Annotated in this window: 13 protein-coding genes; 5 read left to right on the top strand and 8 right to left on the bottom strand. The window is 60.5% G+C overall.

The genetic code is table 11. The features are described 5' to 3' along the window. The 5 genes from L972_RS07480 to L972_RS07465 form a co-directional block, all read right to left on the bottom strand. The coding region (locus L972_RS07480; protein WP_047437159.1) for a CNNM domain-containing protein at window positions 1–461 on the bottom strand (461 nt) is incomplete at its 3' end. Further along, window positions 424–687: a hypothetical protein gene (locus L972_RS21355; protein ID WP_136502224.1), complete on the bottom strand. Its 264-nt coding sequence runs from the start codon at window positions 685–687 to the stop codon at window positions 424–426. The genes L972_RS07480 and L972_RS21355, both read right to left, overlap by 38 nt. Window positions 688–704: 17 nt before the next feature. Next, window positions 705–1,763 carry an L-asparaginase 2 gene (ansB, locus tag L972_RS07475; RefSeq protein ID WP_005348754.1) on the bottom strand — a complete coding sequence of 353 codons (1,059 nt, stop codon included), beginning with the start codon at window positions 1,761–1,763 and terminating at the stop codon, window positions 705–707. Window positions 1,764–1,893: 130 nt separating this feature from the next. Further along, window positions 1,894–2,088 (bottom strand): heavy-metal-associated domain-containing protein, encoded by a 195-nt coding sequence (locus tag L972_RS07470; RefSeq protein WP_005357810.1) that lies wholly within the window; start codon window positions 2,086–2,088, stop codon window positions 1,894–1,896. Window positions 2,089–2,252: 164 nt separating this feature from the next. After that, complete coding sequence (locus L972_RS07465; protein WP_047437154.1) at window positions 2,253–3,203, bottom strand: AEC family transporter; 951 nt, start codon at window positions 3,201–3,203, stop codon at window positions 2,253–2,255. 137 nt (window positions 3,204–3,340) lie between these two features. Here L972_RS07465 and treR point away from each other — a divergent pair, with 137 nt between their 5' ends. The 5 genes from treR to L972_RS07440 all read left to right on the top strand — a co-directional run bounded on the left by treR (window position 3,341) and on the right by L972_RS07440 (window position 8,550). Further along, complete coding sequence (gene treR, locus L972_RS07460) at window positions 3,341–4,288, top strand: trehalose operon repressor TreR (RefSeq protein WP_047437152.1); 948 nt, start codon at window positions 3,341–3,343, stop codon at window positions 4,286–4,288. A 192-nt stretch (window positions 4,289–4,480) separates the two neighbouring features. Beyond that, window positions 4,481–5,911, top strand: coding sequence for a PTS trehalose transporter subunit IIBC (gene treB / locus L972_RS07455; RefSeq protein ID WP_047437149.1), 1,431 nt, complete (start codon window positions 4,481–4,483; stop codon window positions 5,909–5,911). Window positions 5,912–5,977: 66 nt separating this feature from the next. Beyond that, entirely contained in the window at window positions 5,978–7,639 is a 1,662-nt protein-coding gene (treC, locus tag L972_RS07450; protein ID WP_047437146.1) for an alpha,alpha-phosphotrehalase, read from the top strand. A 3-nt stretch (window positions 7,640–7,642) separates the two neighbouring features. Next, on the top strand, window positions 7,643–8,242 hold the full coding sequence (locus tag L972_RS07445) for a sugar O-acetyltransferase (protein WP_047437143.1): 600 nt from the start codon (window positions 7,643–7,645) through the stop codon (window positions 8,240–8,242). A 119-nt stretch (window positions 8,243–8,361) separates the two neighbouring features. Next, a complete protein-coding gene (locus L972_RS07440) occupies window positions 8,362–8,550 on the top strand; it encodes a hypothetical protein (protein ID WP_047437141.1) in 189 nt (62 codons plus the stop codon). A 60-nt stretch (window positions 8,551–8,610) separates the two neighbouring features. On the opposite strand, the gene rluA is transcribed toward L972_RS07440, so the two are convergent. The 3 genes from rluA to L972_RS21790 all read right to left on the bottom strand — a co-directional run. Continuing rightward, entirely contained in the window at window positions 8,611–9,267 is a 657-nt protein-coding gene (rluA, locus tag L972_RS07435; RefSeq protein WP_047437138.1) for a bifunctional tRNA pseudouridine(32) synthase/23S rRNA pseudouridine(746) synthase RluA, read from the bottom strand. A 115-nt stretch (window positions 9,268–9,382) separates the two neighbouring features. Then, entirely contained in the window at window positions 9,383–12,250 is a 2,868-nt protein-coding gene (rapA, locus tag L972_RS07430) for an RNA polymerase-associated protein RapA (RefSeq protein ID WP_047437136.1), read from the bottom strand. Window positions 12,251–12,320: 70 nt separating this feature from the next. After that, window positions 12,321–12,560 (bottom strand): hypothetical protein (locus L972_RS21790; RefSeq protein WP_231560908.1); only part of this gene is annotated, 240 nt, incomplete at its 5' end.

Below are 12,560 nucleotides of genomic sequence, written 5' to 3'. Positions count from 1 at the left end.
GACAGCAGCCAGACGAAGGGGCGGGTCAGGGTGGCGAGCCAGTGCATGGGGCGCGCGACCAGACAGGCGATGCGCTCGGCATTGAGCTGGCCGAGCCGCTTGGGCACCAGCTCCCCCACCACGATGGAGAGATAAGTAACCACCACCACCACTATGATGGTGGCGATCAGGCCACTGCTCTTGGCCGGGAGTCCCCACTCCTGCAACCAGAGGGAGAAGGGCTGGGCCAGCAGGGATTCGCCGTAGATACCGTTGAGCAGACCTATGCTGGTAATGCCGATTTGGACGGCAGAGAGAAAATGGGTCGGGTCTTCGCCCAGTTTGAGGGCGATGGCGGCGGAACGGTTGCCTTCAGAGGCAAGCTTGCCGAGGCGAGCCTTGCGTGCGGTGACGATGGCGATTTCTGACATGGCGAAGACGCCATTAAGCAAAATCAATCCCAGCAGGATCAATATTTCCATACAGCAACAGCACTCCTTGAGTGGATAAGATCGCTGGCAGTGTAATGAATTTGGTGGCGATGCGCTTGTGAAAGCGGGTGATCCGGCTCGCTAATTTGATGACCGCGCTCTGGGATGGCTGAAAAAGATGGCCGGAAAAGGGAAGGATGACCACGCCAAACGGCGTAATGGGCGAGGCAGCATTGCAGGAGGGAAAAGGGCGGGAAGTCCCGCCCTTGCTTGTCATGGTTCAGACAACCGTTATCAGAACTGTTGGAACCAGCGCTGGATCTGGGCCGGATCCTTGCTCTGGGTCAGGGAGAGCATCAGCAGCACCCGCGCTTTCTGCGGGTTGAGAGTGCCGGAGGCCACGAAGCCGTACTTGGCATCATCGATCTCGGCATCCAGGGTGGTGGCGCCGGTCGGTACGCGGGCGGAGCGCACGACCCGGATGCCATCCTTGCTCGCCTTGGCCAGGGTGTCGAACAGGGTGTGGTAGAGGTTGCCGTTGCCCACCCCGGCGCTGACGATGCCGTCGAACTTGGCATCCACCATCGCCTTGGCCGGCAAGTCGGTGGCGTTGGCGTAGCTGTAGACGATGCCAACCTGTGGCAGCTTGTCGAGCTTGCTCACGTCAAACGGTGTCTTGCTGGTGTGCAGACGGGCCGGGCTGCGCTGATAGTCGATCTTGCCGTTGTGGATGTAACCCAGCGGGCCAAAGTTGGGGGAAGCGAAGGTCTGCACCCCGGTGGTGTTGGTCTTGGTGACGTCGCGGGCATCGAGCACTGTGTCGTTCATCGCCACCATCACGCCACGGCCTTTGGAGGCGGGGTCGGAGGCGGTCACCACGGCGTTGTAGAGGTTGAGTGGGCCATCGGCACTCATGGCGGTGGAGGGGCGCATGGCGCCAACCAGTACCACCGGCTTGTCGCTCTTGACGGTCAGATTGAGGAAGTAGGCGGTCTCTTCCATGGTGTCGGTGCCGTGGGTGATGACGATGCCATCTACGTCATCCTTGGCCAGCAGCTCGTTGACCCGCTTGGCCAGCTTGAGCCACACCTCGTCGTTCATGTCCTGGGAGCCGATCTTCACCACCTGCTCTCCCTGCACATCGGCCACGTTTTTCATCTCGGGCACGGCGGCGATCAGGGTTTCGATGGCCACCTTGCCTGCCTCATAGTTGGACTGGGTAGCCGACTGGCCAGCTCCGGCAATGGTGCCGCCGGTTGCCAGAATATGGACGTTGGGTAGGGCCATCGCCATGGGGGAGAGGGTCAGGCCGACGACGGCGGCGAGCAGGGTCTTGCGGATCGGTAGGGTCATGCTGCAAATCCTTATGGTTGGAATAATCGCAGCAAGTTTGCCCGTTTAATAACCTGGGTCTGTGATAAAACTCACCAAAAGACAGGTGAGTACAGATTTTTAACCTGTTTTATACCTCTATGGAGATAATTTAACTCGCAGAGAAACCCTTGGCTTCGATCAGGGCGATCAGCTCGGCCTTGCTCAGCTCGCTCTCGATAACGGCCTTGCTGCTGGCGAAATCGACGGTCGCGGTAGTGACTGCAGGCTGGGCCAGCAGGGCTTTTTGCAGACTGGCGGCGCAGCCACCACAGGACATGCCGGACACTGTGAGTTCGATTGTCATGGAATATCTCCTCTGTTGATGGGCGCCAGCCTAAAGCTGCCGCCTCCGGCAAGGTCAAGCCGTCAGTACATAAGACCCAGATAGTTCATCAGGATGGCTCCCTGCCGGTGTATGGGAGCCAAGGTTCGTGGTGGCGATGAGGTTGGCAGTTTCCTCGGGCAGGGTCAGTACATAAGACCGAGATAATTCATCAGAGTTGCCCCGAGGCTGGTAGTAACCAGCGAACCGAGGGTGGTGGTGGCGATGATGTTTGCGGCCAGCACGCTGTCGCCCCCCATGGCACGGGTCATCACATAGCTGGCGGCGGCAGTCGGGGTAGCGCTGATGAGAAACAGAATGCCCAGCTCCAGATGGCTGAAGCCGAGCAGGGCCGCCCCCAGAGTGAACGCAGCCGGAATGAGACAGAGCCGCATGATGCTGGCCCAGCCCGCAATGGCTGCACCACCACGCAGGGCATCCAGGCTGAGAGAGGCGCCGGTGCAGAGCAGCGCCAGCGGCAACGTCATGTTGGCGAAGTAGCTGCCGGTGGTGAGCAGCAGTTGCGGCATCTTGATACCGAGCAGGGTAAACGGCAGCGCCGCCACAATGGCGATGATCAACGGATTCTTGATGATGCCGAGCAGAATGGGGCGAATGCCGGTGGCACCGCCGAGACTGCGGGTGAGGGTGATCACCGCGAGAATGTTGTAGAGCACGGTCACCGCGCCGACATAGAAGGCCGCCGCCCCCAACCCCTCGTGGCCGTAGGCGTTCTGCACATAGGCGAGCCCGATAATGGCGCTGTTGCCGCGAAAGCTCCCCTGCACGAAGATGCCGCGCAGCCGCTGCTCCTCGATAAAACGTCCGGCCAGCAGCTCCAGCACCAGATAGCTGATAACGGTGGCGAGCAGGCCATAGCCGATAAACCAGAGGCTCGGCATGGTGGCGAAGTTGGTACCCAGAATACTGAGAAAGAGCAGGGCGGGCAGGGTGACCTGAAATACCAGTCGCGAGGCGGATTCGGTAAAGGGATCCGGCAGCAGCCCCAACCGCTTGAGCAAGATGCCGAGCAGCAGCACCACGCAGATGGGCCCTGTGATGGAGAGGGAGAAGAGCAGACTGGCCAGCAGATCCATGATGGGCATCCTGTGCTGTGCCCACACACCCTGACGGCGGGGCAAAAAGGGCATTCTAACGCCATGGGCTTGTATTCACAGGGGTTAATCACAACAATGTGGGCAATTCCACCGCCTAGCCTCCTGTGAGCCAATTCATGGACAAGAAACTGACCATCCTCGATATCGCCAGACTGAGTGGCGTCGGCAAGTCGACCGTCTCCCGAGTGCTCAACCAGGATCCCAAGGTGAAGCAGGAGACCCGCGAGCGGGTAGAGCAGATCATCGCCGAGCATGGCTTCGTGCCGAGCAAATCGGCGCGGGCCATGCGCAGCCAGAGCCAGCAGGTGGTGGGGATCATCGTCTCGCGGCTCGACTCCAGCTCGGAGAATCAGGCGGTGCGCGGCATGCTGGAGACCCTCTACCAGCGCGGCTATGATGCTGTGCTGATGGAGAGCAAGTTCTCCCCCGCCAAGGTACAGGAGCATCTGGCGGTGCTGGAGCGGCGCGGGGTGGATGGCATTATCCTGTTCGCCTTCAATAACTTGGACTATGCCGCCATGGCGCCGTTGAAAGAGAAGCTGGTGCTGGTCGCTCGTGAATATCCCGGTTTCTCCTCGGTCTGCTTTGACGACGCCGGTGCGGTGCGCACCATGCTGGCGCAGCTGGCCAGCCGTGGCGCCCGCGATATCGCCTATCTGGGGGTGGATGCCTCGGATCTCACCACCGGCCAGCGCCGCCTAGACGCCTATCTCGCTTACTGCGCAGAGCAGGGGTTGCGCCCGCGCAGCGCCCTCGGCGATCTCAGCCTGCAGAGCGGCTACCGGCTGGCGGCCGAGCTGCTTACCCCCTCCACCCAGGCGCTGGTCTGCGCCAGCGACACCCTCGCCATTGGTGCGGCAAAATACCTGCAAGAACAAGGGCGTAGTGAGGTGCTGGTGACCGGTCTTGGCAACAACCCCATGCTCAGTTTCCTCTTCCCCAACGCCCTCAGTCTCGATCTTGGTTACAAAGGGGCGGGGGAGCAGGCGGCGCGTCAGCTGCTCGGCCAGATTGAGCAGGATCAGCCTCCGCTGGTGACAATCGCCCCCTGCCGAACCCTGTGAGCCCCATCACTTCCGACTGAACAAAAAGTGTGCTTTTTGTGACGCTGGCCACGAATTGGGAACGTTCCCATTTCGATCTGGCCAGATTGTCGGCATGCTAAATGGGAACGATACCAAAAACGCTCCGGCCGACAGACTGGCTCAAAAGGGCGATACAGACCACTATTCAATGGCGTCACAGAGGGAAGACCCATGTCCAAGATCAACGCACAGCAGCTTGCCACCCTGATCGACAAGATCGGCGGCAAGGAGAACATCGCCACCGTCAGCCACTGCCTGACCCGGTTGCGCTTCGTCCTGAACGATCCGGCCAAGGCCGACAGCAAGGCCATCGAAACCATTCCGGCAGTGAAGGGAAGCTTCACCCAGGGCGGTCAGTTCCAGGTGGTGATCGGCAACGAGGTGGAGCAGTGGTACAAGGCGCTGACCGAACAGCTCGGCGTCAGCGGTGGCAGCAAGGAGACCGCCAAGCAGGCGGCGCGCCAGAATATGAATCCGCTGGAGCGGGGCATCTCCCATCTGGCGGAGATCTTCGTGCCGCTGCTGCCCGCCATCATCACCGGCGGTCTGATCCTGGGCTTTCGCAACGTCATCGGCGACATCAAGATGTTCGACGATGGCACTCACACCCTCACCGAGATCAGCCAGTTCTGGGCTCAGGTACACGCCTTCCTCTGGCTGCTGGGCGAGGCGATTTTCCACTTCCTGCCGGTCGGTGTCTGCTGGTCTGCTGTGAAGAAGATGGGCGGCTCCGAGATCTTGGGTATCGTGCTGGGGGTGACGCTGGTGTCACCGCAGTTGATGAACGCCTACGGCATCGGTCAGCAGACTCCCGAGGTGTGGGACTTCGGCCTGTTCGTGATCCAGAAGGTAGGTTATCAGGCCCAGGTCATTCCGGCGCTGCTGGCGGGTGTATTCCTCGCCAGGGTGGAGACCAACCTCAAGCGGATCATTCCGGCCTATCTCTATCTGGTGATTGTGCCGTTTGTCTCGTTGCTGCTGGCAGTGATCGTGGCCCACGCCTTTATCGGCCCGTTCGGTCGCTGGATTGGTGATGGCGTTGGTTTCGCTGCCAAGGCCGCCATGACCGGCTCCTTTGCTCCCATCGGCGCAGCCCTGTTCGGTTTCCTCTATGCGCCGCTGGTCATCACCGGCATCCACCACACCACCAACGCAGTGGATCTGCAACTGATGCAGAGCATGGGCGGCACGCCAATCTGGCCGCTGATCGCCCTATCCAACATCGCTCAGGCTTCTGCGGTCGTCGGCATCATTCTGATTAGCCGCAAGGAGAACGAACGGGAGATCTCGGTGCCTGCCGCCATTTCCGCCTACCTCGGGGTGACCGAACCGGCCATGTACGGTATCAACCTCAAGTACAAGTTCCCCATGTTGTGCGCCATGGTGGGGTCCAGCCTTGCCGCCCTCATCTGCGGTTTCGCCGGGGTGATGGCCAACGGCATCGGGGTAGGCGGCCTGCCGGGCATCCTCTCCATCCAGCCGCAATACTGGGCGGTGTTCGCCATCGCCATGCTGGTCGCCATCGTGGTGCCGGTGGTGCTGACCCTGCTGGTCTACAAGCGCCAGCAAGCCGCTGGCAAGTTGGCCCAAGCCAGCGCCTGACACTGATTATCAGGGCGACCCGCGGGTCGCCCTCTCCATTTCATATTCGAGACAAGAGAAAGACCCATGAGCCAAACACCCTGGTGGCAGAGTGCCGTGATTTACCAGATTTACCCCAAGAGCTTTCAGGATTCCGCTGCCCGTGGCACCGGCGACCTCAAGGGGATCATGGCCCGCCTCGACTATCTCAAAACCCTGGGGGTCGATGCCCTCTGGCTGACCCCGGTTTATGTTTCTCCGCAGGTGGACAACGGTTACGACATCGCCGACTACCTTGCCATCGACCCCGCCTACGGCACCATGGCAGATTTCGATGCGCTGCTGGCCGCCGCCCATGAGCGCGACATCCGCATCGTGATGGATATCGTGGTGAACCACACCTCCACCGAGCACGCCTGGTTCAAGTCGGCGCTGGGGGATAAAAACAGCCCCTACCGCGATTACTACATCTGGCGCGATCCGGTGGATGGCGGCGTGCCCAACAATTGGCAATCCAAGTTTGGTGGCAGCGCCTGGGAGCTGGATCCCGCCACCGGCCAGTACTACCTGCACCTGTTTGCCCGCGAGCAGGCTGATCTCAACTGGGAAAATCCTGCAGTGCGCGCCGAGGTGAAAAAGATCATCCACTTCTGGGCGAAGAAGGGGGTGGACGGTTTCCGGCTCGATGTCATCAATCTCATCTCCAAGGATCAGGCGTTCCCGAACGACGACAGTGGCGATGGCCGCCGCTTCTACACCGACGGGCCGAGCATCCACGAATTCCTGCAGGATGTGAGCCGCGATGTCTTCGCCCCGGTGGGGGCCATGACGGTGGGGGAGATGTCCTCCACCAGTCTGGAGCACTGCCAGCGCTACGGCGCGCTGGATGGCTCCGAGCTATCCATGGTGTTCAACTTCCACCATTTGAAGGTGGATTACCCCAACGGCGACAAGTGGACCAAGGCACCGTTCGATTTCCTCGAACTCAAGCGCATCTTCAATCACTGGCAGAGCGGTATGCATGGCAAGGGGTGGTCGGCGCTGTTCTGGTGCAATCACGACCAACCGCGCATCGTTTCCCGTTTTGGCGATGAGAGTGAGCATAGGGTCGTGGCCGCCAAGATGCTGGCCAGCACGCTGCACGGCCTGCAAGGCACCCCCTACATCTATCAGGGGGAGGAGATCGGCATGACCAACCCCGGCTATCAGCGCATCGATGACTATCAGGATGTGGAGAGCCGCAACATCTTCGCCATCAAGCAGGCTGAAGGGATGAGCGAGGCCGAGATCCTCGCCATTCTCGGTGCCAAGTCCCGCGATAACTCCCGTACTCCGATGCAGTGGAGCGCCGCCCCGAACGCCGGTTTCACCAGCGGGACGCCCTGGCTCAAGCCTGCCGCCAACTACCCCGAGATCAATGCCGAGGCTGCGCTGGCCGACCATAACTCGGTGTTCTGGCACTATCGGGATCTCATCGCCCTTCGCAAGGCGCACCCCATCTTCACTCAGGGGGATTATCAGGAGCTGCTGGCAGAGCATCCGCAGATCTGGGCCTATGCCCGTCGCGCCAACGGCCAGACCCTGCTGGTGGTGAGCAACTTCTACGGCGAGCCGGCTGAGTTTGCCTTGCCTGCCGAGCTGCAAAGTGGGCAAGGTCGGCTGCTGCTCGGCAACTACCCCGATAGCCCGGCCCAGCCGCAATCGGGTATGCTGCGCCCTTATGAATCCCTGATCTGGCTGATGGAGTAGGTAATGGAGAAGGTGGTGCGCGGTACCGAGTGGCAGAAGATGGTGGCGGGGGAGCCTTATGATGCGGGCGACCCTGAGCTAAAAGCGGCGCGCGAGCGCTGCCGCAAGCTCTACCACACCTTCAACACCAGCTGGCAGGAGAAACCGGCGCGGGATGCTTTGCTGCACGAGCTGCTCGGTGGTCGCGGCCATGAGTGCGCCATCAATCCGCCGTTCTTCTGCGACTATGGCGCCAATATCTTCGTCGGCGAGAACTTCTACGCCAACGTCAATTGCACCATCCTCGACGTCTGTGAGGTGCACATCGGCGACAACGTGCTGCTGGCGCCCGGGGGGCAGATCTACACCGCCGCTCATCCGGTGGCGGTGGCGCCACGTATCAAGGGTGTCGAGTTCGGCAAGCCTGTACGGATCGGTCACAACGTCTGGATCGGCGGTAGCGTCGTCATCTGTCCCGGTGTCACCATTGGTGACAACAGCGTCATCGGTGCCGGTTCGGTGGTGACCAAAGATGTGCCAGCCAACGTGGTGGCGGCTGGCAACCCTTGCAAGGTGCTTCGGCCGATGACGGCACAGGAGCTTGAAGGCGTCATCCAGCGGTGAACAGGGCCATGAATACTATTGCTATCTGATTGATAGAAAAGCGACTTTCAGATTGTTTTGCATTCAGTGCTTATGTTCGGGGCCGCTTGGCCGATACTGTTGAGTGCAGGAGGAACCCTATGGATATATCAAGTTCTGCAAATGCGTCGTTTGGTTCTGCTCTGATGACGGCCAGTCTGGCCAAGAAACAGCAGACCCAAGAGGGCGAAACTGCGCTGAAGCTGCTGCAAAACGCAGCGCAATCAGCGCCGGTTGCACCGACATCGGCCAGCGCTTCTCTGGGAAGCAAGATCGATATTCGCGTCTGACCCTAATGAAAAAGCCCCCATCTCGCGATGGGGGCTTTTTTATCTCTGCGATTTGCGGGATCAGACCGGGAAAGGAGCCGGCGCCTCGAAGGTCATCCGCTCGCCACTGCGGGGGTGGCTGATGGTCAGCATGGCCGCATGCAGGTAGAGATGGGGCGCCGCCGCCAGCGCATCCGGATGGGCGTAGAGGTTGTCACCCAGGATCGGGTGCCCCAGCTCCAGCATATGGACGCGCAACTGGTGCGAGCGACCTGTGATGGGAGTCAGCTTGATCAGGCTGTTGCCGTTCTCCACTTTCAGTTTTTCCCACAGGGTCAGGGCGTGACGCCCCTCCTCGTGATCCACCTTCTGCTTCGGGCGGTTGGGCCAGTCGACGCAGAGCGGCAGGTCAACCTCTCCCGACTCTGCTTCCGGCTCGCCCCACACCCAGGCGAGGTAGTGCTTCTCGGTCTCCCGCTCGCGAAATTGTCGGCTCAGCTCCCGATGAGAGTTGGGATTGAGGGGAATGACAATGACGCCAGTGGTGGACATGTCGAGGCGATGCGCTGCCGCCGCCTTGGGGTGTTGCTGTTTCACCCGATGCAGGACGCTGTCTTCATTCTCGGGGCCGCGCCCGGGGACGCTTAGCAGGCCAGTGGGCTTGTTGACCACCATGATGTCCTTGTCCTTGAACAGGATATCGAGCCAGGGTTCCAGAGGCGGTGAGTATTCAAACATAAATGTCTCGCATCAGAAGGTGGGGGCAAGCCCCCATCAGTTATGGGTAACCACGACAAAGCGGCCTTGGGTATCCAGTTTGAGCTGGTTCTGGCCGCTGTCGGTCGGTACCTTGTCAGTTATGGGTGACCACGATAAAGCGGATGGCATCCAGCTTGAGTTGGGTCTGATCGATCAGGTGGTGCAATTCTGCCTGCAGATTGCGCAGATAATCCAGTTCGCTGTCGCGCACGTTCGGGTTAACCGCCTTGAGCGCTTCCAGACGATCCAGATCCTGCTGCAGGGTCTGCGCCATCTGGGTGCGGGCCTTGTCGACAATCCCGGCTTTCAGCTCTTCGGCAATGGCCTGGCCCTTGCCAATCAGACCGTGGATCACCGGTTGGGACGCGGTGACCAGCTTGCTGCCGAGGTGGCGGTTGACCGGAGTCAGCTGACGGTTGAAGGCATCGAACGCCACTTTTTCACCCAGATTCTGGCCGTTCTTGTCCATCAGCAGACGGATTGGCGTCGGTGGCATGAAGCGGTAGAGCTGGGGATGGGCCGCAGACTCGGCAACGAAGATCAGCTCAAGCAGGATGGAGCCGATGGGCAGCGCCTTGTTCTTGAGCAGTGCGACCGAGGTGGCACCGATCTCGGAGCCCAGGATCAGGTCGATACCGCCGCGCATCATGGGGTGATCCCAGGAGAGCAGCGACATGTCATCACGCGACAGGGCAGTGTTGCGATCGAAGGTGATGGTCATGCCATCTTGCGGCAGGCCCGGGAAGCTGGAGACCAGCATGTGATCCCCGGGGGTCAGCACCAGCGCGTTCTCGCCACGGTCATCCTGATTGACGCCGATCTCGTCGAACATCTTGAGAGCAAAGGAGATCATGCCGGTGTCGTCATCTTCGGCGGCCAGCTTGTCGACCAGCTGCTGGGCGGCGGCGCCACCGCTGGAGTGGATCTCCAGCAGGCGATCGCGACCCTGCTCCAGTCGGGCCTTGAGCGGCTCGTGCAGTTCGCGGGTCTTTACCAGCAGGGCCTCGAGGGCTGCCTGATCGCCGGTGTTGGCGGCCAGCAGCTCGAACAGCTCTTCACGTACCGCTTCGAATACCGGGCGGGCCGTCGGGCAGGTCTGCTCGAACGCGTCCAGACCATCGTGATACCAGAGCTGCAGGGCGCGCTGGGCAGTCCCTTCCAGATAGGGAACGTGGATCTCGACGGTATTCTGCTGACCGATACGATCCAGTCGGCCGATACGCTGCTCCAGCAGATCCGGGTTGAGAGGCAGATCGAACAGCACCAGATGGCTGGCAAACTGGAAGTTGCGACCCTCTGAGCCGATCTCGGAGCAGAGCAGCACCTGGGCGCCACCCTCTTGCTGGGCGAAATAGGCGGAGGCCTTGTCCCGCTCAAGGATCGACATCCCTTCGTGGAACACGGCACCACGGATCCCTTCACGGGTACGCAGCGCCTCTTCCAGCGCGATGGCGGTCGCTGCTTCGGAGCAGATCACCAGCACCTTCTGCTGACGGGCAGAGAGCAGCAGCTCCAGCAACCATTCGACACGGGGGTCGAACTGGGTCCAGGTGGCGTTGTCACCTTCGAACTGCTGGAAGATCTTCTCGGGGTAGAGGTAGCGCAGGGCGCGGGTCTGCAGATCGCCACCGTTGCCACCCATCATGCCCATCACCTTGATGGCAGTCTTGTACTGCTCCGGCAGCGGCATGGGGTAGACGTTGAGGTGACGCTCGGGGAAGCCCTGAATATTGGCGCGGCTGTTGCGGAACAGCACCCGGCCGGTGCCATGCTGGTCCAGCAGCTTGGCGACTGCCTGCTGACGGGCGGCGGCATCGCTCAAGTCCAGCCCTTCCAGCTGGCTGGCGAGGATCTGTCTGGCTTCATCGCTCAGGGTCTCGCCATCCAGCAGCTCTTGCGCGGCGCTGGCGACCTGACCATAGGCCTGCTCCTCGGCGAGGAAAGCCTCATAGTCGTAGAAACGCTCCGGGTCGAGCAGGCGCAGACGGGCAAAGTGGCTCTGGTGGCCCAGCTGATCCGGGGTAGCGGTCAGCAGCAGTACGCCCGGCACCTGTTCGGCCAGCGCTTCCACCATTTCGTAGGCGCGGCTCGGCGCCTCTTCACTCCACTCCAGATGGTGGGCTTCGTCGACAACCAGCAGATCCCACTCGGCCTCCAGCACCTGCTCGAAGCGACGACGCTTCTTGCGCAGGAAGTCGAGGCTGCAGATCACCAGCTGTTCGGTCTCGAAGGGGTTTTCCGCATCGGCAAATGCCTCGATGCAGCGCTCCTCATCAAACAGGGAGAAGTGCAGGTTGAAGCGGCGCAGCATTTCGACCAGCCACTGATGCTGGAGCGTTTCGGGCAGCAGAATGAGCACGCGATGGGCGCGGCCGGAGAGCAGCTGCTGATGAATGATCATGCCCGCTTCGATGGTCTTGCCCAGACCCACCTCATCGGCCAGCAGTACGCGCGGAGCGTAGCGGTGACCCACCTCGTGGGCGATATAGAGCTGGTGCGGGATCAGGCTGACCCGGCCACCGGCCAGACCGCGAGTCGGGTTGCGACGACGCTGGTGCTGGTTGACCAGCGCCTCGTAGCGCAGGGTGAAGCGGGACATCCGATCGATCTGACCGGCGAACAGGCGATCCTGCGGCTTGTTGAACTTGATAAAGTTGTTGAGAAACACTTCCTTGAGGGCAACGGGCTCATCATTGTCGGTACGAACACCTACATATATAAGCAGGCCGTCTTTCTCCTGCACTTCTTCGACCGTCATGGTCCAGTCTTCGTGACTGGTGATCTGATCGCCCACATTGAAGCTGACCCGGGTGACCGGCGCCTCTTCTTTGGCATACATGCGGTTTTCACCGGTAGCCGGAAACAACAGGGTAACCATGCGTCCTTCAACAGCAACGACAGTCCCCAACCCCAGATCCGTCTCTGTATCACTAATCCAACGCTGGCCAAGTGCAAAAGGCATTAAACTCTCCAAAGCCCAAGAGTGTGTGAATCGCAAAGGGGCGCTATGTTACCCGAAGGCGTGACCTCGATCACCATGCATATAGATGTAGAGAGACCAAATCGCCACAACCTTGATCTGCTACCATCGCCACGCCATCTAGAGGATAGCGAGCTCGCCAAACGGGTGTGTTATTGCAGGATAAATGCGCTTTTTGGGTGATTAGTGAACGGTTGAACCAAAAATGCGAATTTAATTCGAAAACACCCTTGCAAGCGTGATCCAGATCCCTATAATGCGCCTCCATCGACAGGGCAAGCGGCAACGCAAA

The organism is Aeromonas sp. ZOR0001 (assembly GCF_000801015.1).
Taxonomy (GTDB): Bacteria; Pseudomonadota; Gammaproteobacteria; order Enterobacterales; family Aeromonadaceae; genus Aeromonas; species Aeromonas veronii.
This window is presented reverse-complemented; position numbering and strand designations above follow the sequence as displayed.

Bases quoted from the DNA above. Each gene is read 5' to 3' on its own strand.
- L972_RS21355 (WP_136502224.1), bottom strand. From the start codon at position 687: ATGACAAGCAAGGGCGGGACTTCCCGCCCTTTTCCCTCCTGCAATGCT.
- ansB (WP_005348754.1), bottom strand. From the start codon at position 1,763: ATGACCCTACCGATCCGCAAGACCCTGCTCGCCGCCGTCGTCGGCCTG.
- L972_RS07470 (WP_005357810.1), bottom strand. From the start codon at position 2,088: ATGACAATCGAACTCACAGTGTCCGGCATGTCCTGTGGTGGCTGCGCC.
- L972_RS07465 (WP_047437154.1), bottom strand. From the start codon at position 3,203: ATGGATCTGCTGGCCAGTCTGCTCTTCTCCCTCTCCATCACAGGGCCC.
- treR (WP_047437152.1), top strand. From the start codon at position 3,341: ATGGACAAGAAACTGACCATCCTCGATATCGCCAGACTGAGTGGCGTC.
- treB (WP_047437149.1), top strand. From the start codon at position 4,481: ATGTCCAAGATCAACGCACAGCAGCTTGCCACCCTGATCGACAAGATC.
- treC (WP_047437146.1), top strand. From the start codon at position 5,978: ATGAGCCAAACACCCTGGTGGCAGAGTGCCGTGATTTACCAGATTTAC.
- L972_RS07445 (WP_047437143.1), top strand. From the start codon at position 7,643: ATGGAGAAGGTGGTGCGCGGTACCGAGTGGCAGAAGATGGTGGCGGGG.
- L972_RS07440 (WP_047437141.1), top strand. From the start codon at position 8,362: ATGGATATATCAAGTTCTGCAAATGCGTCGTTTGGTTCTGCTCTGATG.
- rluA (WP_047437138.1), bottom strand. From the start codon at position 9,267: ATGTTTGAATACTCACCGCCTCTGGAACCCTGGCTCGATATCCTGTTC.
- rapA (WP_047437136.1), bottom strand. From the start codon at position 12,250: ATGCCTTTTGCACTTGGCCAGCGTTGGATTAGTGATACAGAGACGGAT.